Raw genomic sequence first — 22,804 nt, 5'->3', positions numbered from 1 at the left:
CGTCTCGGACTGACAAGAAAAAACGGGAGGACACCATGAAGCTCGCAGCCGCATTGATCGGCATGTCGTTGCTGACGCTCGGCGCCGCCAGCGCCCACGCCGAGGGCAGCGCCGAGATCCGCATCGGGCAGACCTTGCCCTATAGCGGCCCGGCCTCCGGCTTCGGCGCGATCGGGCGGACACAGGAAGCGTTCTTCGAGAAGATCAATGCCGAAGGCGGCATCAGCGGCCGCAAGGTCAAGTTCATCACGCTGGACGACGCCTATTCGCCGCCGAAGACGGTCGAGCAGACCCGCAAGCTGGTCGAGCAGGACGAGGTGCTGATGATGTTCGGCTCGCTCGGCACCGCCACCAACAGCGCCGTGCAGCGCTATCTCAACGCCAAGAAGGTGCCGCAGCTGTTCGTACTCTCGGGCGCCACAAAATGGGCCGAGCCGCAGAAGAATCCATGGACGATGCCGGGGATGGCGGCCTACGAATCCGAGGGCGTGGTCTATGCCAAATACATTCTGCAGACCAAGCCCGACGCCAGGATCGCGATCCTGGCGCAGAACGACGATTTCGGTCGCGACTATGTCGCAGGCTTCAAGCGCGCGCTCGGAGCCAAGGCGGCCGGCATGATCATCGCCGAGCAGACCTACGAGACCAGCGCGCCGACGATCAGCTCGCAGCTCTCGACCCTGAAGGCCTCGGGCGCCAACGTGCTGTTCGGCGTCGTGCTCGGAAAGTTCACCTCGCAGATGGTCAAGGGCGTGGCCGAGATCGGCTGGAAGCCCGAGCTGTTCTTCGTGCCGACCTCGGCTTCGTCGATTTCGTTCCTGGAGCCCGCCGGGCTCGACAACGCGGTCGGCCTGATCTCGTCGAGCAACCAGAAGGACACGATGGACCCGCAATGGGCCAACGATCCCGGCGTGAAGGAGTACTTTGCCTTCATGAAGCAATACATGCCGAACGCCGACCTTTCCAACTCCAACTACGCGGCCGGCTATCATTATGCGACGCTGCTGATGACGGTGCTGAAGGCGTGCAAGGATGATGTCAGCCGCGACAACATCATGCGCCAGGCGGCCTCGCTGAAGGAGGTGAACCTGCCGCTGCTGCTACCAGGAATATCGGTTACGACCGGTCCCGACGATTATCTGCCGTTCCAGCAGCTTCAGCTCCGCCGCTTCAACGGCAAGAGCTGGGTCGGCTTCGGCGACGTGCTGGACGATCGTTAGGCTCGCGCGGGAAGGACACGCCATGATCATCAGCGACGAGCGCCGGATCAGCTATGACGAGATCCAGTCACGCATCAGGCGGGCGGCAAGCGGATTCCGCGCCCTGGGCCTTGCCGAGGCCGCGCCGGTTGCGATGATGCTGCGCAACGACTTCGCCCTGTTCGAGGTGGTTGCTGCCTCTGCCGCCCTCGGCAGCCCGGTGGTGCCGATCAACTGGCATCTCAAGGCCGAGGAGGTCCGCTACATCCTGACCGACAGCGGCGCGAAGATCCTGGTCTGCCACGCCGACCTGCTGCCGCAGATTCGTGACGGCGTGCCGGAGGACGTCCGTCTTCTTGTGGTCCAGACGCCGCCCGAACTGGCGACAACGTTCGCCGTGCCCGCCGCGCTGACGCAAATCCCCGCCGGACTGACCGATTGGGACCGCTGGCGCGACGGCCAAGTGGAAGCTCAGGAACCGCCGCGCCGGGCCGCGGCAATGATCTACACGTCGGGAACCACGGGCATGCCTAAGGGCGTGCGGCGCATGCCGATGCAGCCCGAGCAGGCGGCCGCCTCCGAACGCGTCGGCGCCATCGCCTATGGCATCAAGCCGCGGGACAACCAAATCGTGCTGATCAACGGGCCGATGTATCACTCGGCGCCGCATTCCTACGGCATGATGGCATTCCGCAATGGCTGTACCATCATCCTCCAGCCGCGGTTCGATGCGGAGGAGCTGCTGGCGCTGATCGAGTGTCACCGCGTGACGCACATCCACATGGTCCCCACCATGTTCGTGCGGCTGCTGCGGCTGCCCGAGACCGTCAGGCGGCGCTACGACCTGTCGTCGCTGCGCTTCGTCGTGCACGGCGCTGCGCCCTGCCCGCCCGAGGTGAAGAAGGCGATGATCGATTGGTGGGGGCCGGTCATCAACGAGTATTTCGGCTCGACCGAGACCGGGATCCCGGTGTGGCACTCTGCCGAGGAGGCGCTGAAGAAGCCCGGCACCGTCGGCCGCGCCATCGAAGGCGGCATCGTCAGGATCTTCCGCGACGACGGCAGCCCGTGCAACGCCGACGAGGTCGGCGAAATCTACATGCGTCAGACGGCGGTGCCCGATTTCGATTATCACGGCAAGGCGCAGGCGCGCGCCGAGGCGGGGCGCGACGGCCTCGTCAGCGTCGGCGACGTCGGCTATCTCGACGAGGACGGCTATCTGTTCCTGTGCGACCGCAAGCGCGACATGGTGATATCGGGCGGCGTCAACATCTATCCCGCCGAGATCGAGAACGTGCTGATCGGCATGCCCGGCGTGCGCGATTGCGCCGTGTTCGGCATTCCCGACCCGGAATATGGCGAGCGGCTCTGTGCCTGCATCGAGCCCGACACCGGCGAGCAGCTCTCGGCCGCCGCAGTGCAGGCTTTTCTGCGCGAGCGGCTGGCGAACTTCAAGGTGCCGAAGGAGATCCGGTTCCTGGATGCGCTGCCCCGGGAGGCGACCGGAAAGATCTTCAAACGCAAGCTGCGCGATCCCTATTGGACCGGCCGCGGTCCGGGCGGCGCTTAAACCTTCACCGGCCGGCGTCCCGCGCGCGAGTGGAAGGCCAGGCCATATTCCGCCCGAGCAGGGCTGCATGCCTGCCTCGCTCGGGTCGGCAGCTTTTGGCGGGCGAGGAAACCGTATAGCGTTCGATCTCAGAGGAAACGCCGCGAAAGACGGCCAAGAGGTCGCGCATGCTCGACAAGATCAAGGATCTATCCGCCTGCGCCCAGGCCTGGCTCGATGAATTCGAGCGCGCGCTGGGCAGGCCCGATCCCGCCACGCTGGACCGCCTCTTCCTCGCCGACAGCTTCTGGCGCGACGTGCTGGCGCTGAGCTGGAACCTGCAAACGATCGCCGGCCACGAGACGATTGCGCAAGCGCTGACCGCGCTCGCGCCCAAGGCGGCACCGACCAACTTCAAGATCGCGCCGAACCGCGCGCCGCCGCGCTGGGTGACACGCGCCGGTACCAATAACATCGAAGCGATCTTCGATTTCGAAACCGCGACCGGGCGTGGCAGCGGTATCCTGCGGCTCATTCCCGACAGCGCTGACGGCGACCGCCTGAAGGCGTGGACGCTGCTCACCGCCCTTGACGAGCTCAAAGGATTCGAGGAGCGGCTCGGCACATCGCGACCGCGCGGCCAGGCTTATTCCCGCGATTTCCGCGGGCCGAACTGGCTCGATTTGCGCAACGCCTCGCGCGACTACGCCGATCGCGATCCGGCCGTGCTGGTGGTCGGCGGCGGCCAGGCCGGGCTCGCGATCGCAGCACGGCTGAAGCAGCTCAAGGTCGACGCGCTGATCGTCGATCGCGAGATGAGGATCGGCGACAATTGGCGCAAGCGTTATCATGCGCTCACCCTGCACAACCAGGTGCAGGTCAATCACCTGCCCTACATGCCGTTCCCGCCGAACTGGCCGGTCTATATCCCCAAGGACAAGCTCGCCAACTGGTTCGAGGCCTACGTCGATGCCATGGAGCTGAACTTCTGGACCGGCACCGAATTCGCAGGCGGCGCCTATGACGAGGCGAAGGGACGCTGGACGGTCACACTGCGCCGCACCGACGGCAGCAAGCGGACCATGCATCCGCGTCATGTAATCATGGCGACCGGCGTCAGCGGCATCCCCAATATTCCTGCCATTCCGACGCTCGACAATTTCAAGGGAACGCTGCTGCATTCCAGCCGCTACGAGGATGGCGAGAGCTGGACCGGCAAGCGCGCGATCGTCATCGGCACCGGCAACAGCGGCCACGACATCGCGCAGGACCTTCATTCCAGCGGCGCCGAGGTGACGCTGGTGCAGCGTTCGCCGACGCTGGTCACCAATATCGAACCCTCAGCACAGCTCGCTTATGCGACTTACAACGAAGGCACGCTCGAGGACAATGATTTGATCGCGGCCTCGATGCCGACGCCGCTCGCGAAGAAGACGCACATGATGCTGACCGAGCAGTCGAAGCAGCTCGACAAGGAGCTGCTGGACGGCCTCTCCCACGTCGGCTTCAAGCTCGACTTCGGCGAGGCCGGCACCGGTTGGCAGTTCAAATACCTCACCCGCGGCGGCGGGTATTATTTCAACGTCGGCTGCTCCAACCTGGTCGTCGAGGGCGCGATCAAGCTCAGGCAGTTTGCCGACATCGAGGGCTTCGTCGAGGAGGGCGCACGGATGAAGGACGGCACGCTCCTTCCCGCCGATCTCATCGTGCTCTCGACCGGCTACAAGCCGCAGGAATATCTGGTGCGAAAACTGTTCGGCGAGGCCATCGCCGACCGCGTCGGGCCGATCTGGGGCTTTGGCGATGGTCTTGAGCTGCGCAACATGTACGCGCGCACCAGGCAGCCCGGGCTCTGGTTCATCGCCGGCAGCCTCGCCCAATGCCGGATCAACTCGAAATATCTCGCGCTGCAGATCAAGGCGATCGAGGAAGGGATCTTGGGGCGAATATAGCCGTCATTCCGGGGCGCGCGTAGCGCGAGCCCGGAATGACAAGAGGAGAGATCAATGCCAGCCATCCTCGGCAGCGGCGAGCACCGCTACCGCATCGTCGACAATTTCGCGAAACTGCCCGACGGCTGGCAGCTCACCGACGTCGCCTCCGTCGCGGTCGACAGCAAGGATCGTGTCTACGTCTTCAACCGCGGCGCCCACCCGATGGTGGTGCTCGACCGCGAGGGCAATTTCCTGCGCAGTTGGGGCGAAGGGCTGTTCTCGCGCGCACACGGGCTGCATATCGACGCCGACGACAATCTCTACTGCACCGATGACGGCGACCACACCGTGCGCAAATGCACCACGGATGGCAAGGTGCTGCTGACGATCGGCATCCCCGAGAAGCCGACGCCGTTCATGAGCGGCGAGCCCTTCCGTCGCTGCACCCACACCGCGCTGTCGCCGAAGGGCGAGATCTACGTCTCCGACGGCTATGGCAATGCGCGCGTGCACAAGTTCACGCCGGACGGCAAGCTGCTCAAGAGCTGGGGCGAGCCGGGCACGGATCCCGGCCAGTTCAACATCGTGCACAATATTGCCACCGATGCCGACGGCTGGGTCTATGTGGCCGACCGCGAGAACCACCGGGTGCAGGTGTTCGATGGCGAGGGCAAATACGAGACGCAGTGGAACAACCTTCACCGCCCCTGCGCGCTGTGCTGCTGCGGTGGGGGCAAAAGCCCGACCTTCGTGATCGGCGAGCTCGGCCCGGGCCTCGCCATCAACCGCAATGTGCCCAATCTCGGCCCGCGGCTGTCGATCGTGGACGCCAAGGGCACGCGCATCGCGCGCCTCGGCGGTGAGGAAGGGCCGGGTGTTGCGAGCGGAAAGTTCCTGGCGCCCCACGGCATCGCGCTGGATTCCAGGGGCGACATCTATGTCGGCGAGGTCGGCGTGACCAACTGGGACACCAGCTTTCCCGACGAGGAGATGCCGGCGGCGGTGCGCGCGATGCGGTGCTTGCAGAAGCTGGAGCGGGTACGGGAGTAGCTTCCACGAGCCGCTGGTCACGGCGGTTCCTAGCCAGCCGCTTACCTGCCCAAAACGCGGCTTTTTGAGCGCTCTCGCCACCCCGGCGCCGCATTGCTTGCACCTGAATAAGTCGCTCAACGGGCTTCACAATCCCGTCACGCTGCATGTAGTATGTCAGTACATGCTGCTTCGCAGCGTATATTGGAGGCCGGGAGCGTTACTTGAACGCACATGTCTCGCAAGGCAGTTGGCCGGTGTTGGTGCTGAATGCGGACTTCCGGCCGCTGAGTTACTACCCGCTGTCTCTTTGGTCGTGGCAGGACGCGATCAAGGCGGTGTTCCTCGATCGCGTCAACATCGTCGCACATTACGATCAGGCGGTTCATAGCCCTACGCTGCAAATGCAGCTGCCGAGCGTCGTCTCGCTCAAATCCTTCGTCAAGCCGACCACCCATCCGGCCTTCACCCGGTTCAACGTCTTCCTGCGCGACCGTTTCGCCTGCCAGTATTGCGGCTCGCCCGAAGACTTGACCTTCGATCACATCATCCCGCGCAGCAAAGGCGGCCAGACCACCTGGGAGAACGTGGTCGCGGCATGCTCGCCGTGTAACCTGCGCAAGGGTAATCTCACGCCGGTGCAGGCAAAAATGTTTCCGCGCCAGCACGCCTTCGCCCCGACCGTGCACCAGCTTCACCGCAACGGCCGCCTGTTCCCGCCGAACTATCTGCACGATAGTTGGCTCGACTATCTGTACTGGGATACGGAGCTGGATCCGTAGGGTGTGGTCTCACGCCCCGATCGCATTCCGTGCCACCACGTCGCGATAGAACGCTGCGCTCAGCTTCGGCAGCCTTGCCTGGGTCTCGAAATCGACCCGGTAGAGGCCGAAGCGCTTGCCGTAGCCGAAGATCCACTCGAAATTGTCCATCAGGCTCCAGAGGAAGTAGCCGCGGATCGGCACGCGCTCGGCGGTCGCGCGCTGCATCTGGGACAGATAGTTGCGCAGGAACATGATGCGGTCGAGGTCGTAGACCTGGCCGTCGGCAGCGATCTTGTCCTCGGACGAGGTGCCGTTCTCGCTGATATAGATATTCTCGATGTTCCAGATCTTTGCCGCAAGGCGCGGCGCCCAGTAGATCACTTCGGGGCCGATCCGCAGCCATTCCGAATTCATGTGCGGGAACGAGGTGGGGAATGGCAGCACGTGGAAGCCGGGCGCGCGATCGGAAGCCGTGACGTAATATTGCGGCGCGTAAATGTTGAGGCCGACGAAATCGTTCGGCGCGCCGATGATCTTCAGTTGCTCGGCGGTGAATTTCGGTGCATCCGCGCCGGCATAGGCCAAAAAGCCCTCGGTGTATTTGCCCTCCAGCACCACGCCGAGGAAGCCGGCGTTGAGCTCGCGCGTCGCGATCTCGGCGGCGTGGATGTTTTCCGGCGTCGCGATCGCCGGTACGCAGGCGGCGATGTTCTCGGCCGGGCCGACGCGGGTGCCGGCGCGGCCGGAGGCGCGGATCGCCTGCACGGCAAGCCCGTGCGCCAAGGCGACGTGATGGCGCGCCTGATTGAGCTGCGCGGTCGGCAGCTTGAGACCGGGCGCATCGATGCCCCAGCCATAGCCGAAATTCACGAAACGCCCGACCTCGTTCACGGTGAAGATATTCTTCACCCGATCGGTCAGACGCGCGGCGACATGCGCAGCGTAATCGGCAAAAGCCTTCGAGGTGTCGCTCGACGACCAGCCGCCGACGCGGTCCTGGAGCGCCTGCGGCAGGTCCCAATGATAGAGCGTCGCGTAAGGCTCGATGCCGTTCGCGAGCAGTTCGTCGACGAGACGGTCGTAGAAATCGAGCCCCTTGGGGTTGGGCTGGCCAAAACCTTCCGGAAACACGCGCGGCCACGCGATCGAGAAACGGTAGGTCTTGACGCCGAGCGCCTTGATCAGCGCGACGTCCTCCTTGTAGCGGTGATAGTGCTCGTTGGCGCGGTCGCCGGTCGAGCCGTCCTCGATGTTGCCGGGGATGTGGCTGAAGATGTCCCAGATCGACTTTCCGCGACCGTCCTCATCGACCGCGCCTTCGATCTGGTAGGACGAGGTCGCCGTGCCCCACAAAAAATCCTTCGGGAACGGCGCCGGCAGGTGGCGGTCGGTCGATGCGGACTTTTCATTCTCCGCGGCCCGGACACCTGCGGCTACGCCCAGCGCCGCGAGGCCCGTGAGCTTGGCAAAACGGCGCCGCGAGACATCGGCTGGCATCGCTATCTCCGTGCCAGCTCCAGATCGATCTGATAGACGGAAATCCGGTCGATCTCGAACGCGACACTCGCTGGCGATTCCGCATCGACCTGACTGACACCCGGAAAAAACTTCGACCCGATCGCCAGATTGACGATCATGTACATGGGATCATCGAAGCCGATCGGCACCTTGATGTCGGAGACCGGCCTGCGGTCGATGAAATAGACCAGCCGATCCTCCTGCCACAGCACACCGTAATTGTGGAATACGCTCGAGGCGTCGCCGACCGCGAAATCGAAGCCGCAGGACTGGATCTTCTGGGTCGAGGGGATCCGCCAATGCGTCGTCATCACCAGATCTCCCGGCCGTTCGCCGCGGCCTTCCAGCACGTCGACCTCCGGCGGCCAGCCGCCGTCGTCCGCCAGCATCCAGAACGCCGGCCACACTGCGTGGCCGACCGGCACCTTGGCGCGAATTTCGAAATAGCCGTGCTTCTGGGCGAATGTGCCCTGGGTCGTCAGGATGCCCGAGATGTACTCGTTGTTGAACAGCACCGGCTTCAATTCCGGCGGGGTGCGGCTGGCGATGATCGATAGCACGCCGTCCTTCACCCTGAACGGATCGAGCCCGAGCGGCGCGGCCGCGCGGCCCGCATAGCGCGGGTCGACGTAGATCTGCTGCTCGCCATTGGCGCTGGTCTTGCGCTTGAAGTCGGAGCCGTCGCCACCCCAATATCGCGCCTCCGGCCACGCCGCGCCGCCGGCATAATGCGGGACCCAACGTCCCGTCGACAGCGGATGCTCGTCGAAATCCTCGCTGAAAGTCCGGCGCAGCGGCAGGAACACCAGCGAAGCCGGATTGACCGTATCGAGCCGGCGACACGCGATGGTGGAAGGATCGGTCGTGACCTGCAGCGACATGCTCGCCGGCGCGCCATCGAGCTCATCCTGCGCCATACAAGGCGCGGGCAGCACGCCGAGGCCGATCGCAACCAGGGTGCCCCTCGTCCAACGGTCGATCATCACCGCACTCGAAGCTGCCACGACATGCGCAGAGGTTAGCTCATCCGTCTTCGCGCGGGCAACCGCGGCATCCAGCGCCGGCGGGCGATTTGAAAACCATTTCTCGCCTCCGCTCCGGGGCCATCGGGCGCTGGGAACCGGAAGCGTCCACGCCCGTTCAGAGTCAACGCCATGCGCTCGCATGCACGTTCCATCGAGCGCGTTTGTCCGCTGCAAGATGAGACAAGGGAAGACCCATGGCCGCAACCGAGAGTGATCATGTCTACAAGATCCTGGACCTCGTCGGATCGTCCGAAACCTCGATCGAGGACGCGATCAAGAACGCGATCAGCCGCGCGTCCAAGACCATCCGCGAAATGAAATGGTTCGAGGTGGTGCAGACGCGCGGCCACATCGAGAACGGCGCCGTGCGCCATTATCAGGTGACGCTGCGCGTCGGCTTCACGCTGGAGGGATGACGCGGCGGGCAGCGGACGGAACTGTCGTACTGCGGCAGCGTGGCTCCGCCGACGCGCCCTGACGACATCGGCAATCCTTCCGGTTGATTACGGACCCCGCACAATCATCGCGGATTTTGCAATAGGCCGTTAAGGCGAAAGTGAGAGGTTTGCCCCAATTTGGAGCAAGCCCGATGGTCACCAGCCGCGAACTCGGCAAGGCGCGTCTTCCGCTCTGGGCGGCGGGCTTCGTTGCGCTGATTTGCGTGACGATCCTCGGCTTGAGCGCCTGGCGCGAATGGGAGGCTCGCAATGTCGACCTCAGGAACGCCGAGATCGACGTCGCCAACCTCGCACATTCTCTGATCCAGCACGCGGACGATACGTTCGAGCTTGCCGATACGCTCCTGGTCGGGCTGGTCCACCGGCTCGAACTCGACGGAACCGGCCCCGACACCATCACAAAGCTCCAGGCCTATCTGCCGACACGCAAATCATCGGATCGCATTCGCGGCATCTTCGTCTATGACGCGACAGGCCGGTGGCTTGCCACGACAGAGCGCCTCGACTTCTCCAAGCTCAACAACAGCGACCGGGAATATTTCCAGCGCCATCGCGACTCCCCGGCAACGGGCACGCTGATCGGACCGCCCGTCAAGAGCCGCTCCGGGGGCCAGTGGATCATCACGGCGTCCCGTCGGATCAACGATCACGACGGCGGCTTCGCCGGCGTTGCCCTGCTCACGATCGACGTCAGCTATTTCGTCAAATTCTACGAGCGGTTCGACATCGGGCCGAACGGCTCGGTATCGCTGCTCAACAATGGCGGCATCATGCTGGCACGCAGCCGAGACGAGAGCGGCGCCTTCGTTGGACGCGACCTGTCCAATGCGCCCTTGTTCAAAAGCTGGCAAAGCCGCCCCGCCGAAGCGGTCTATTATTTCAAGTCGCCGCTCGATGGCGTGCAGCGCCTGAGCTACTACCAGCGCAGCAGCCGCTATCCCCTGATGGTGCTGGCGAGCAAGTCCCGGGACGACGTGCTGGCTCCCTGGCGACGCGCCGCCGCCACGCGCATCACCTTCGTCGTCGGCCTCGTCCTGCTGATCGCGGTGATCGGCTCCTACCTGGTCCGTCAGCTTTGGCAGCGGCAGCGCATGGCGCAGGCCCTGGTCGCCAAGGAGGCCAATTTCCGCCTGCTGGCCGAGCAATCCAGCGACATGGTGACCCGGATCGGGCTGGATAACCGGCTGCTCTACGTCTCTCCGTCATGCGTGCGCATCACCGGCTGGACCGCCGAGGAACTGCTGAACTCGTCGGCCCTGGCCGGCATTCACGCCGACGACATGGAACGGGTCGAGCAGGCCATCACGGCACTGAAGAACGGCGAGGCCGAGGAAGCGCGGTTCGTCTATCGCCAGCGTCATCGCGAAAAAGGGGAGATCTGGGCGGAGGCGGCGCTGCACGTGACGGTGGCATCGGACAGTGGCGCGATCGACGGCGTCGTCGCGGTCGTGCGCGACATAACCGAGCAGAAGGATCTTCAGGACAAGCTCGCTTCGCTTGCGAGGACCGACGGCCTCACCGGCCTTGCCAACCGGCGCGCATTCGACGAACGCCTCACTGAGGAATGGGCGCGCGCCCGGCGCGACGGCACGCAGCTTTCGCTCCTGCTGATCGACGTCGATCATTTCAAGAAATTCAACGACCATTACGGGCATCTGGCGGGCGACGGGTGTCTGCGCGCGCTGGGCCGGATCCTGTCCGGCCAGGCCAGGCGCCCCGCCGACCTCGCGGCGCGCTACGGCGGCGAGGAATTCGCCGTGTTGTTGCCGAACACCGGCCCGGATGGCTGCGTGGAGGTCGCAGAAGCGGTCCGCCAGGCGCTGCACGATCTTGCCATGCTGCATGCGCAAAATCCGCCCTCCCGGCTGGTCACGGTAAGCGTCGGCGCCGCAACCGGGGTTCCGTCCCTGACCTCCACGGACTTCAGCACGCTGGTCGCCGCGGCTGATCGTGCGCTCTATGCCGCGAAGGACAGCGGCCGCGATCGGCTGGTGATGTCCGGACAGGTCGTGCCCTGGCCCGCGAAGACCGCGTGACGGGACCCACCGCTCACCAATTGTAGCGAACGCTGCCCTTGCCGGCGTAGCTGCGGGTGACGCTGGAGAACTCGCCTTCGAACGTGGCCGCCGCCGACCAGCCGTTCAGCCATTTCATCTCGACCGATGCCGTCGTGAGCGCGGCGTCGCGGGCCTGCGCTGCGCCGTTGACGACGAAGCTTGCGACCGGCAAAGCCTGAAAGGTTGCGGCGGCCGCACGATCGGGATTGAAATCATGCGCCCAGGCGACACGGCCGCGCAGTGCCAACACGCCGGCCAGCGTGGCGAACGACTTGTCGGTACGCAGGCCGAGCTCGCTGCGGCTGTCGGTCACGCTCTTCGCGGCGTAGTTCAAGGCGAATGCCGATGAACCGGAGACGACGTGTTCGGCATAGGCTGGCCGGTCGAGCGTCGTGAACTGCATCGCCCCATAAGGCGTGAGGCCGATCCCGCCGATCCATGTCCCGACCAGGCGGTAGCCGCCTTCGAGACGACCGGAATACGCATTGGCGTCGAATGCGGCGCGCAGGCGGTCTGTGCCGGCGACCGTCACGGTGCGATCGGTGGTGATGTTCTGCCAGCCATAGGCCAGCGCGGCGGAGAGGTAGGCCGCGCCGTTGGCGTGGTAAAGATAGGCGCCGGCCTGGAACAGGTCGGAGCGACCGGAGCCGAGACCGTTCACGCCGAAGCTGGTGCCACCGCCGGCAAGCGCGAAGCCGAGCTTCGTGTTCGGCGCGAGCCAATAGTCCGCGCCGACCGCCGTGCCGGCGATGCGGCTCGTCATGTCGTTCGAACCATCCGTCGTACGGCCGTCGGTCGATTGCGATCCACCGAAGCCGGCAGCCCACACGCTCCATCGCTGTGCAGATCCCTGCGCCGGCGTCTTGGCCAACATGGCGAACGCGTCGGTGGGCCGGCGTGCGGCATAGGCGCTCGCTTGAACGTCGTCGACAAATCCGGCCGTACCATTTGCCGGGCTCGAGCCTCCTTCCCGTTGCGCGAAGGGACCCGTGAGCAGGCCCATGAACTGGCTCATTGCGCTGATCGTCGTCTGCTGCGCGGCCGTGCCCTGTTCGCCCGAGGCTTGGGTCAACCCGGCCACTGTCATGCGACCGTAGACCAGCGGAATGCCACCATTGACGTCGAAGGAATGGACCAGTGCATTCGCCACCGCCTGCTGATTGCCGTTCAGGCCGGAATTCGGCGGCGGGACGAAGGCGAGCGACAGGTTGAGATAGGCATTGTTTGCGTCGTAGCTGAGATCGGTCTTGAAGTTCGCCGGGAGATTGCTGCTGGCAACGGCCGAGGCAAAGCTGCCGGAGAGGCCGCCGCCCGCGCTGAGGATGGTGTATTTCTTCTCGATATAGCTGCCGGCTGCAAACACCGCGCTCACGGTAGCCCCGCTCAGCGTCGCACTGCCCGTGACGTTCGCATGGGACGCCGTCGACGGATTGACCTGGACCTGATAGATCGCGCCCGATTGCAGGGCGAGATCGCCGACGATGCTCGTGACGCTGCCGGGCGTGCCGTTGCCGGGCGCGAACGTGCCGCCGCCGGCGATCGCCACCAACAGCGGATTGATCGTGCCCGATCCCATCAGCACGCCACCGGCATTCACGGTGACTGAAGAGGTGCCGGTGATCGTTCCTTCGACGTCGAGCACACCGCCATTCACGGCCGTGGCTCCGGTGTAGCCGTTGTTGCCGAGCAGCATGGTGAAGCCGGCCGTGGTCGTCAGGCTCGCGGTCCCACTGACGCCATTGAGGACGCCGCCGGCGGATATAATGGGCGCATTCAGATTGCCGTTGCGAATCGTGCCGCCGTTGAGTCCGACCGCGCCCTGGGTCTGCGTCGTGCCGCCCAGATCGAGCGTGGCACCGCTGTTGACCGTGGTCGTCCCGCCGGCGTCGCCCAGCGTGCCGGCGCCGCTCAGGGCCAGCGTGCCACCATTGACGAAGGTGCCTCCGCTGTAGCTGTTGACGCCGGTCAGCGTCAGCGTGCCCAAACCCGTCTTGGTCAGGGCTCCCGTGTTGATGATCTGTCCTGACAACGTCGCATTGAAGCCGTTGGTGTCGATCGTGCCGCCGCCGGCCAGCAGCGAGATCGTCCGTGCGGTGTTGAAAGCACTCGTGAAACGCAGCGCACCGCCGTTGAAATTGACGTATTGCCCGAAGGCCAGTGCCGTGAGCGCGGCATCGCTGCCCGCTGAGACCGCCCCTCCCGCCGCAACGATGACGTTCGGCCCGATGAAGGCGGTCCCGGCATTGCCGTTGTCCACGATCGGCACGGTGACGAAGGGCAGGAGCGTGTTGGTGGCCGTATCCATCACGAAAAACCCGAGGGGAGACGTGATGTAAGCCCGGCTGCCGTCGGGCGTCACGGTCACTCCGATGCTGTTGCCGGACAGGCCGCCGGGCAGGGTCACGCTTGCCGTGATGGTGTTCGTCAGGGCATTGATCACCACGACCTGGTTGGACTGCGTCGTCACATAGATCCGCGATCCATCCGGGCTGGCCGCGACACTCAGGGGGGCTCCGGACACCGGAACCGTCGTAACCACCGATTGCGCCGCCGCATCGATCACCGTGACGCCACCACCTTGATTGGCCACGTAGATGCGGCTTCCGTCCGGAGACATCGTGATGCCGGAAGGGGAGCTTCCCGCCGCGACCGTGCCGATGACGGTTTTCGACGCGGCGTCGATGATTGAAATGTTTGAGGAGCCCTGGTTGGCGACGTACACCCGGGTCCCGTCCGGCGAAACGACGACGCCGTAAGGGGTTACTCCCACCGCGATGGATGAGCCGACCGCGAGATTGGTCGCGGTCGAAATCACCGTGACCGAATTGTGAAAGGAGGAGGTCACGTAGAGGCTCGCGCCGTCCGGGCTGAGCGCCAATCCTGCCGACGATCCGGGGACGGGTATAGTCGCGACGACCGTCCGGCCGACGACGTCGATGACCTCCACCGCGCCGGACATGGCAACGACATAGGCGAAGCGGCCATCGGCCGAAAGCACCGCGCTGTGAGGATATATGCTCGTTCCGATCGGGGACCCGATCGGAGCGTTGCTCAGCGTGCTGAATTCGATCACCTGCCCCGGCGTGCTGTTGAGTCCGGTCCAGATGCCGTAATTGTCGATCTGCGCCCGGCTGGCGGTGGTCGAGCCGAGATACGGCAGGACCAGGATGACGAACATCCCGCAAGCTCGCACTGTCCGGCGACGACGGCAGCCGCGCGGACGTCGTTGCCGACGCCCAGCGCCCTCAATTCCCATTGACCCCACGCGACAACCCCATTCCGACGGCGCAGCCCCGCATGGCGCGCTCGCATTCCAGAGACGGGAGAATCTCTAACAGGACGGCAGACCGGATGATGTGCCCAGCGTCTCAGCGCGACAAAATCCAAGCAAATCTCCCGGTGGTTGCAAATACACAATCGCACAATCTATCTCGACCTCGCTTGCGCACCGATTTCCGAATGGCTACATCCAGACCCGACATTGGCTTGCCGCCGATCTCGAGAAATCAGTTGCATGCGGTCTTCCGCATCGCGAGGGGATGTGGACGGGACTGCGTTGAACGGAAGCACGGCGGCGGACATTCCCGGGCGCGGTCCGGAGGCGCTCGCGCAGTTGCGGGCCATGACGGTCGACATTTGTGAGGTCATTCCGCGCACCGCGGAGGACGACTTCCATGTCACTACGGTGACGAGGATGACCCGCAACGCCCTGCTGATCGACACGCGTGCCACCGACCAGGACTATGACCGCACGCCCGCGCACGTCGCCCGCGGCGTCATGGATCATTTTCAGATCACCCTCTGCGTCGAGGGCGAGATGCAGTTCAGCTCGGGCCGGCGCGAGGTCGCGCTGCGGCCCGGCGACATCGTTCTGATCGACATGGCGCAGCCAAACCGGACCGCGCTGCGCGCCGCTGGCAGCCGCACCCATCTGATGTCGATCGTGCTGCAACGCGCGATTTTGGCGCCTCGGCTCGCCCATCCGGACGCGGCGACGGCAACCCTGCTGCCGTCGGATCACCCTCATGCACGCCTGCTCGCCAGCCACTATGCCGCGCTTGCCCTGCCGTCCGAGCCCGGGACGGACACCGCGACCGGCCATGCCGAAGCCACGGTCGAGGCGATCGCCGATCTCGTGGCGGCCGCCGCCGGCGGGACGGCCGAGATCGTCGCGGGCCTCGAGCGCGCCGAGCGGCACCTCTACCTCACGATGATCAAGCGCCGCATCGCGAACAATCTCGAAACCGATGCGCTCACCAGCGAAGAGCTCTGCCGCCACTTCCAGATCTCGCGCGCGACCCTCTACCGGCTGTTCGAGGCCGAGGGCGGGCTTGCGCATTATGTGCGGGAGCAACGGCTCAATCTCGCGTTTCGGCGCTTGATATCGCCATCCGCGCAGGACGGCCGTCTGATCGAGCTCGCCGTCGACATGCGCTTCAGCAGCGATTCCACCTTCATCCGCGCGTTCCGTCGCAAGTTCGGCCTGACGCCGGGCGAATTGAGGGAATTGGCCGACACGTGGCTGCGCGAGACCGGAGCGGTGCCGGCCGTCGACACGGTGCTGCATCAACTGGCGCGGCGGCGCGCATCGCAGCCCTAGCCAGCACCTGATTTGTCGCCCGCGTTCCGGCGGGATATGACTCACGCTAGGGCCGGATGTTCGGCCAATGCGCGAGCGTCGCCGTGACTGATGCCATCAAGCTCGTCCTCTTCGACATGGACAATGTCCTCTGCGACTACGACAGGGCGACGCGCGTCGCCTATCTGGCAGAGCTCGCGGGGACCAGCAGCGAAGCCGTCCACAACGCGATCTGGGACAGCGGATTCGAGCTGCTCGGCGACTCCGGCGCACTCGAGGCCGCCGACTATCTGCGAGGTTTCGGCGAACGCATCGGCTATCCCCTCTCGCTCGATGAGTGGGTGGAAGCCCGGCGTCGTTCGATGCAGGCCGATCGCGCGATGCTGGACGTTGCCGGCAGCCTGCGAAACACCGTCGATATCGCCGTCCTGACCAACAATACCACGCTGGTTGCCGACCACATCGACAAGCTGCTGCCGGAATTGCGCCCGCTGTTCGGCGCCCGGATCTACACCTCGGCCCAGCTCAAGACGGCGAAGCCGGACCCGCACTGCTATCGCCTCTGCCTCGCGGAGCTCGGGGTGAGGCCGCAGACCGTCCTGTTCGTCGACGATCTCGCAGCCAACGTCGCCGGCGCGCGAGAGGCGGGCCTGTTCGCGCATCAGCACACGTCCGTGGATACATTCAGGCAGGCTTTGTCGGAGCACGGCCTGCTTCTCGGATGAATGTGCGTAGGGTGGGCAAAGGCGCGACAGCGCCGTGCCCACGTCTTCAGAATCGTGGGCACGCTTCGCTTTGCCCACCCTACGTGTTCATCGCACTACGCCAGATGACACGCCACGAAATGCCCGCCCGCCCCTTCCTTCAGCACGGGCGCGCTTTCCGCGCAGCGCGGCTGGGCGATCGGGCAGCGGGTGTGGAAGTGACAGCCCGACGGCGGCTTCATCGGGCTCGGCACGTCGCCCTTGAGGCGGATGCGCTCGCGCTTGAGCTTTGGATCGGGCACCGGCACCGCCGACAGCAACGCCCTGGTGTAGGGATGCTGCGGGTTGCGGTAGAGATCGCTTGCTTTCGCCAGCTCGACGATCCGGCCGAGATACATCACCGCGACGCGGTCGGAGATGTGCTCGACCACCGAGAGGTCGTGCGCGACGAAGAGATAGGTGAGGTTCAACTCGGCCTGGAGGTCTTCCAGCAGATTGATGACCTGGGCCTGGATCGACACGTCGAGCGCCGAGACCGGCTCGTCGCAGACGATCAGCTTCGGCTCGACCGCGAGCGCGCGCGCGATCACGATGCGCTGGCGCTGGCCGCCGGAGAATTCGTGCGGATAGCGCCGCATGTGCTCGGCCTTGAGCCCGACCTTGACCAGCAGGCCCGCGACGCGCTCCTCGCGCTCCTTGGCGGAGGTCGCAAGGTTATGGATGGTGAAGGCCTCGCCGAGGATCGCGCCGACCGTCATGCGCGGATTGAGCGAGGCGAACGGATCCTGGAACACCAGCTGCATGTTGCGCCGCATCGCGCGCAGATCGTTGCCGCCAAGGCTGCGCACGTCCTGGCCGTCGAATGTGACCTCGCCGTCGGTCGGCTCGATCAGGCGCAGCACGCAGCGTCCCGTGGTCGACTTGCCGCAACCGGATTCGCCGACGAGACCGAGCGTCTCGCCGCGATTGACCGAGAACGACACGCCGTCGACCGCATAGACGGTCCCGACCTGGCGCGACAGCAGGCCGCCGAGCACGGGGAAATGCTTCTTCAGGTTGGAGACTTGCAGCAAGGGTTCGCTCATGCCGCGCCTCCCAGATTTGTATCGCCGAGATGACAGGCCATGCGATGGCCGGGTGCGATCTCGCGCAGCAGCGGCTCCTTCTCGGTGCAGACGTTCATGGCGAACTTGCAGCGCGGCGCAAAGCGGCAGCCGACCGGCGGATTGATCAGGATCGGCACCGAGCCGCCGATCGCCTCGAGCCGCGTCTTGTGCTCGCTGTCGAGGTCGATGCGCGGGATCGAGCGGATCAGCCCTTGCGTATAGGGATGGCCGGGATGGCCGAACAGATCATCGACGAGCGCTTCCTCGATCACCTTGCCGGCATACATCACGACGACGCGCTGCGCGGTTTCGGCGACGACGCCCATGGCATGGGTGATCAGCATCACCGCCATGCCGAAGCGCTCCTTCATGTCCTGGAGCAGGTCCAGGATCTGGGCCTGGATGGTCACGTCGAGCGCAGTAGTGGGCTCGTCGGCGATGATCAGCTTCGGCTTGCAGGCGAGCGCCATCGCGATCATCACGCGCTGGCGCATGCCGCCGGAGAACTGGTGCGGGTAGTTGTGCACCCGGCCCTCGGCGTTGGGGATCTGCACCAGCTTCAGCATCTCGATGGTGCGATCGAGCGCCTGCTTCCTGGTCACGGCCTCGTGGCGGCGCAGGCTTTCGGCGATCTGCTCGCCGACGGTGAGCACCGGGTTGAGCGAGGTCATCGGCTCCTGGAAGATGAAGCCGATCTCCTTGGCCCTGATCTCGTCGAGCTCGTTGCTGGTCAGCGGCACGAGATCGCGCCCCTCGAAGATGATCTGACCCGCCGCGATGCGGCCCGGCGGCATCGCGATCAGCTTCAGGATCGACATCGCGGTGACGGTCTTGCCGCAGCCGGATTCGCCGACCACGCAGAGCGTCTCGCCCCGGTTGATGGAGATGTCGACGCCGTCGACGGCCTGGAGGATGCCGTCGTCCGTGGAGAAGTGGGTCTTCAGTCCCTTGATCTCGAGCAGCGGCGCCATCAGATCACCCGTCGCGCATCGAGCGCGTCACGCAGGCCGTCGCCGATGAAGTTGATGGCGACCACCGCGATGAAGATCGCGCCGCCCGGGAACAGCGCCCAGTGCGGGCCGATGTCGAGAAAGTCCTTGGCATCATACAGCAGCCGGCCCCAGGTCGGCGTGTCGGGCGGGAAGCCGAGGCCGAGGAAGGACAGCGTCGATTCCGCGATGATCGCGGCGGCGACGTCGATGGTGCCGGCGATGATCACCGGACCGAGCGCATTGGGCAGGATGTGACGCACCACCTGCCGCACCGGGCTCGCCCCGAGCGCCCGCGCGGCCTCGACGAATTCCTTCTCGCGGATCGACAGGAACTGGGCGCGCACGAGCCGCGCCACCGGCATCCAGCGCAGGCCGCCGATCACGAGCACGATCAGGATGAAGATGCCGCCCTCCGGACCGAACGCGGCCTTCAGACCGTCGCGGAACAGATAGATCAGCAGCAGCAGCAGCGGCAATTGCGGCAGCGACAGGAAGAGGTCGGTCAGCCACATCAACCCGTGGCCGAGCGCACCGCGCGACATGCCGGCGAGCGCGCCGATCAACACACCGACGAAGACCGAGACCAGCATCGCGGCGAGGCCGACCGCGAGCGAGATGCGCCCGCCATAGATCATGCGGGCGAGGATGTCCTGCCCGAGATCGTCGGTGCCGAAGGGATGCGCCGGCGAAGGCCCCTGCATGCCTGCGACGATGTCGATGTCGTCGATCTTGACCCGCCAGATGAAGGGGCCGAGCACCACTGCCAGGATCAGAACGAGCAGCAGGAACGCGCTGACCACGGCAAGCTTGTGGCGGCTGTAGCGCCGCCACGTCTCGCGCCAGGGCGAGTAGACGCGCCGCTCAGCGGAGGGAGATGCGAGGGTCAAGCCAGCCATAAAGCACGTCCGCGATGAGATTGAACAGCACGACCAGACACGCGAAGACGAAGGTGACGGCCATCACCACCGGCGTGTCGTTGGAAAGGATCGAGGAGATCAGCAGCGAGCCGATGCCGGGAATGCGGAAGATCTGCTCGGTGACGATGGCGCCGCCGAACACCGCGGGCATCTGCAGCGCGATCAACGTCACGACCGGAATCATGGCGTTGCGCATGACATGCTTGACGATGACCTTGGCCTGCCCGAGCCCCTTGGCACGGGCGGTGGTGACATAGTCGAGCCGGATCACGTCCAGCATCGCCGAGCGCACGAAACGCGTCATCGACGCCGCCTGGAACAGGCCGAGCACCGCCACCGGCATGATCGCCTGACGGATCATCTCCAGCACCCAGTGGATGCCGGTGCCCTTGATGTCGGTGGTGTAGACGAACGGCAGCCAGTCCAGCGTGACCGAGAAGATCAGGATGAACAGGATGCCGGTGAAGAAGGTCGGCAGCGAGAAGCCGACGAAGGCGAGCGTGTTGGCGATCTGGTCGAACAGCGAATAGGGCTTGGTGGCGGCATAGACGCCGACCGGAATCGCGATCAGCAGCGCCAGGATCTGCGCCGAGCCGATCACGTAGAGCGTGGCCGGCAGGCGCTGCAGGATGAGCGTGTCGACGTTCATCCGGCTGACGAAGGAGAAGCCCCAGTCGCCGTGCAGCATGGCGTTGAGCCAGTGCAGGTAACGAAGGTGGATCGGATCGTCGAGACCGAACTTGGCCCGGAGCGCCGCCTGTACCTCGGGCGGCACGTTCGGGTTGGTCGCCAGCTCGGAGAAAGGATCGCCGGGCGCGAGCGCGAGCACGACGAACAGCACGACCGAGATTCCGAGCAGGCTCGGAATCGCGATCATCAGGCGACGCAGGACGTATTGGCTCATGAGGTAAGGCCCCGTCTAGAGTTGGGGGATCATTCCTCGCGGTACCAGTCGAACAGATTGTCGGTTTCGTTGGCCCAGCCGGACACGACCGGGCGCAGATTGTTGGCCGCTGCCTCGACCTTGAGGCGATGCTGCACCGGGATGAACACGGTGTCCTGGTACATCAGGTCGTTGGCCTTGATGTAGAGCGCAGCGCGCTTGACCGGATCCATCTCGCCGTCCGCAGCCTGGATGGTTGCGTCGTACTCCTTGTTGACCCAGCGCGGGAAGTTGGTGCCCTGCCACTTGTTCTCCTTGGTGGCGACGAGGGTCGAGAGGTAGCGACGCATGTGCTGCGACGGATCGGGCTGGCTCAGCGGGATCTGGAACATCTCCATGTCGGCGTAGAACTTGGAATAGGTATCGGGATTGCCGACGTCGGACGAGAAGAACACGGAGGCGACGACCGACTTCAGCTCGACGTCGATGCCCGCCTTCTGGCAGGCCTGCTTGACGATTGCCTGGGTCTTCTGGCGCGGACCGTTGATCGAGGTCTGGTAGAGCAGCTTCAGCTTCTTGCCGTCCTTCTCGCGGATACCGTCGGCGCCAGGCTTCCAGCCGGCCTCGTCGAGGATCTTCGAGGCCTTCTCGATGCTGAACTCCCACGAGGTGTTCTTGGAGACGAATTTTTCGGGACCGTTGAGGAAGTTGGCCGTGGTGCGGCCGGCGCGACCATAGATCGCCTTCTTGACCGACTCGCGATCGATCAGCAGCGAGAGCGCCTTGCGCACCGCCGGATCCGAGAACAGCGGGTGCTTGGTCTTGATCGAGGAGCGTTCGCCATCGACCTCGGTGTTGGGATCGGTGAAGTTCAGCGCGATGAACTCGGTGTCGCCACCGACCGCATAGACGGTCTTGCCCTTGCCGCCCTTCTCCAGGCGCAACAGCACGTCGTCCTCGACCTGGATGTTCCAGCCGAAATCGTATTCGCCGGTCTGGATCACCGCGCGCGCGGCCGAGACGGCGTCGCCGCCGCCCTTCATCTCGACCGAGTCGAAATAGGGGCGGTTCGGCATGTGATAATCGGGGTTGAGCACGCCGCGGACGAGGTCGCCCGGCTTGAACTCGACGAACTTGTAGGGGCCGGTACCGACCGGCGAGAGGTTGGTCGGCGCCTCCCGCGATTTGGACCCCATATAGTCCTTGAACAGATGTTTCGGGATAATGGTGTTGGGCGCCCCGACGAAGGCGTCGGCCCAGAACGGCGTCGGCTTGTTGAAGAGGATGCGGACCGTGAGGTCATCCACTTTCTCCACCGTGATGTCGCGGAGCGTCGCGATCGTCAGCGCGGAGGTCGCGGGATCCTTGGCGTATTCCCAGTTGAACACGACGTCGTCGGCCGTGAACGGCGCGCCGTCATGCCATTTAACGCCGGGCTTGAGCTTCCAGGTCACCGACTTGCCGTCGGCGGCCAGGCCGCCGTTCTGGATCGAGGGAATTTCGGCGGCGAGAACCAGCTTCATGTTGCCGTCGGGATCCCAACAGGCCAGCGGCTCGTAGAACAAGCGCGCACCGTCCTGGTCCTTGGTGCCGGTGGCGAAATGCGGATTGAGCAAGGTCGGGCCCTGCCACCACAGCAGCTTCAGCGCACCACCGCCGCCACGCTTGGTCGGCTTGTAGGTCGAGGCGCCCTCGGCCATGGCGACGCCGCCGAGCGCGAGGATCTGGTTGGCCAGCGGGGCAGTGAGACCGACCGCGGCCATGCGCGTGATGAAGGCGCGGCGATCCATCCGTCCGTCCTTCACCTGGCCGATCATCGAACGCAGTTCTTTATCCAGCATGGTTGTCCCCCGTCTGGTTCCCATCGTGATGAAGACGGCCGTCAGAGGCGGCCGCCCAATTAGCTGGCAGTAGATGGCACACCGAATGGGGGGCGCGTCAACTGGGACCGTGTGTATGCAAACGGTCTTCTGGCTGTCTGTTGGGCAAAACTGTGTTCTGCAGCCCATCCGTTCGGCAATCCAGCATCAAAACATGCTGGATTGCACGCTGCACTGCGGAAAATTTGTTCGCAGGATCAGACGAAGTGT

17 protein-coding genes are annotated in these 22,804 nt (G+C 64.9%); 9 read left to right on the top strand and 8 right to left on the bottom strand.

The window, feature by feature from the left end:
- The first annotated feature begins 35 nt into the window (after positions 1-35).
- From GGD62_RS17295 to GGD62_RS17275, 5 genes are all read left to right on the top strand, one after another.
- Positions 36-1,220, top strand: a complete 1,185-nt coding sequence (locus GGD62_RS17295) for an ABC transporter substrate-binding protein (RefSeq protein WP_183709147.1) — start codon at positions 36-38, stop codon at positions 1,218-1,220.
- Positions 1,221-1,242: 22 nt separating this feature from the next.
- The gene (locus tag GGD62_RS17290; RefSeq protein ID WP_183709145.1) at positions 1,243-2,769 is read left to right on the top strand and encodes an acyl-CoA synthetase; all 1,527 of its coding nucleotides are present in this window, start codon (positions 1,243-1,245) and stop codon (positions 2,767-2,769) included.
- A 167-nt stretch (positions 2,770-2,936) separates the two neighbouring features.
- Positions 2,937-4,700 (top strand): NAD(P)/FAD-dependent oxidoreductase, encoded by a 1,764-nt coding sequence (locus GGD62_RS17285; protein WP_183709143.1) that lies wholly within the window; start codon positions 2,937-2,939, stop codon positions 4,698-4,700.
- 54 nt (positions 4,701-4,754) lie between these two features.
- The gene (locus tag GGD62_RS17280; protein WP_183709141.1) at positions 4,755-5,732 is read left to right on the top strand and encodes a peptidyl-alpha-hydroxyglycine alpha-amidating lyase family protein; all 978 of its coding nucleotides are present in this window, start codon (positions 4,755-4,757) and stop codon (positions 5,730-5,732) included.
- A 203-nt stretch (positions 5,733-5,935) separates the two neighbouring features.
- Positions 5,936-6,493: an HNH endonuclease gene (locus tag GGD62_RS17275; RefSeq protein WP_018316280.1), complete on the top strand. Its 558-nt coding sequence runs from the start codon at positions 5,936-5,938 to the stop codon at positions 6,491-6,493.
- A 9-nt stretch (positions 6,494-6,502) separates the two neighbouring features.
- Here the strand turns inward: GGD62_RS17275 and GGD62_RS17270 are convergent, their stop codons facing one another.
- Positions 6,503-7,972 carry a GH1 family beta-glucosidase gene (locus GGD62_RS17270; RefSeq protein ID WP_183709139.1) on the bottom strand — a complete coding sequence of 490 codons (1,470 nt, stop codon included), beginning with the start codon at positions 7,970-7,972 and terminating at the stop codon, positions 6,503-6,505.
- A gap of 2 nt (positions 7,973-7,974) precedes the next feature.
- Positions 7,975-8,976 (bottom strand): family 16 glycosylhydrolase, encoded by a 1,002-nt coding sequence (locus GGD62_RS17265; RefSeq protein WP_183709137.1) that lies wholly within the window; start codon positions 8,974-8,976, stop codon positions 7,975-7,977.
- 236 nt (positions 8,977-9,212) lie between these two features.
- Here GGD62_RS17265 and GGD62_RS17260 point away from each other — a divergent pair, with 236 nt between their 5' ends.
- Both GGD62_RS17260 and GGD62_RS17255 read left to right on the top strand, forming a co-directional pair.
- On the top strand, positions 9,213-9,434 hold the full coding sequence (locus tag GGD62_RS17260; protein ID WP_018316283.1) for a dodecin: 222 nt from the start codon (positions 9,213-9,215) through the stop codon (positions 9,432-9,434).
- Positions 9,435-9,607: 173 nt separating this feature from the next.
- Positions 9,608-11,512 (top strand): sensor domain-containing diguanylate cyclase, encoded by a 1,905-nt coding sequence (locus GGD62_RS17255; protein ID WP_183709134.1) that lies wholly within the window; start codon positions 9,608-9,610, stop codon positions 11,510-11,512.
- 13 nt (positions 11,513-11,525) lie between these two features.
- On the opposite strand, the gene GGD62_RS17250 is transcribed toward GGD62_RS17255, so the two are convergent.
- Positions 11,526-14,711 carry an autotransporter domain-containing protein gene (locus GGD62_RS17250; protein WP_183709132.1) on the bottom strand — a complete coding sequence of 1,062 codons (3,186 nt, stop codon included), beginning with the start codon at positions 14,709-14,711 and terminating at the stop codon, positions 11,526-11,528.
- Between the two features lie 378 nt (positions 14,712-15,089).
- Between GGD62_RS17250 and GGD62_RS17245 the strand changes: the two genes are divergently transcribed.
- Both GGD62_RS17245 and GGD62_RS17240 read left to right on the top strand, forming a co-directional pair.
- Positions 15,090-16,133 (top strand): helix-turn-helix domain-containing protein, encoded by a 1,044-nt coding sequence (locus GGD62_RS17245; protein WP_183236690.1) that lies wholly within the window; start codon positions 15,090-15,092, stop codon positions 16,131-16,133.
- 56 nt (positions 16,134-16,189) lie between these two features.
- Positions 16,190-16,837, top strand: a complete 648-nt coding sequence (locus tag GGD62_RS17240) for an HAD family phosphatase (protein WP_183709130.1) — start codon at positions 16,190-16,192, stop codon at positions 16,835-16,837.
- A 95-nt stretch (positions 16,838-16,932) separates the two neighbouring features.
- Here GGD62_RS17240 and GGD62_RS17235 read toward each other — a convergent pair whose 3' ends face one another.
- From GGD62_RS17235 to GGD62_RS17215, 5 genes are read right to left on the bottom strand one after another with little or no spacing between them, the layout of a single operon-like run.
- The gene (locus GGD62_RS17235) at positions 16,933-17,901 is read right to left on the bottom strand and encodes an ABC transporter ATP-binding protein (protein WP_018316287.1); all 969 of its coding nucleotides are present in this window, start codon (positions 17,899-17,901) and stop codon (positions 16,933-16,935) included.
- Positions 17,898-18,893: an ABC transporter ATP-binding protein gene (locus tag GGD62_RS17230; RefSeq protein WP_183709128.1), complete on the bottom strand. Its 996-nt coding sequence runs from the start codon at positions 18,891-18,893 to the stop codon at positions 17,898-17,900. Before GGD62_RS17230 ends, GGD62_RS17235 begins: the two co-directional genes overlap by 4 nt.
- Complete coding sequence (locus GGD62_RS17225; RefSeq protein WP_018316289.1) at positions 18,893-19,810, bottom strand: ABC transporter permease; 918 nt, start codon at positions 19,808-19,810, stop codon at positions 18,893-18,895. The genes GGD62_RS17230 and GGD62_RS17225 overlap by 1 nt, the downstream gene beginning before the upstream one ends.
- On the bottom strand, positions 19,776-20,735 hold the full coding sequence (locus tag GGD62_RS17220) for an ABC transporter permease (protein ID WP_018316290.1): 960 nt from the start codon (positions 20,733-20,735) through the stop codon (positions 19,776-19,778). Before GGD62_RS17220 ends, GGD62_RS17225 begins: the two co-directional genes overlap by 35 nt.
- Before the next feature lie 29 nt (positions 20,736-20,764).
- Positions 20,765-22,555: a peptide ABC transporter substrate-binding protein gene (locus tag GGD62_RS17215; protein WP_018316291.1), complete on the bottom strand. Its 1,791-nt coding sequence runs from the start codon at positions 22,553-22,555 to the stop codon at positions 20,765-20,767.
- Positions 22,556-22,804 lie beyond the last annotated feature (249 nt).

Source organism: Bradyrhizobium sp. ERR14 (assembly GCF_014198235.1).
GTDB lineage: Bacteria > Pseudomonadota > Alphaproteobacteria > Rhizobiales > Xanthobacteraceae > Bradyrhizobium.
Note: the sequence above shows the minus strand (reverse complement) of the source record. Positions and strands in the feature narration are given on the sequence as shown.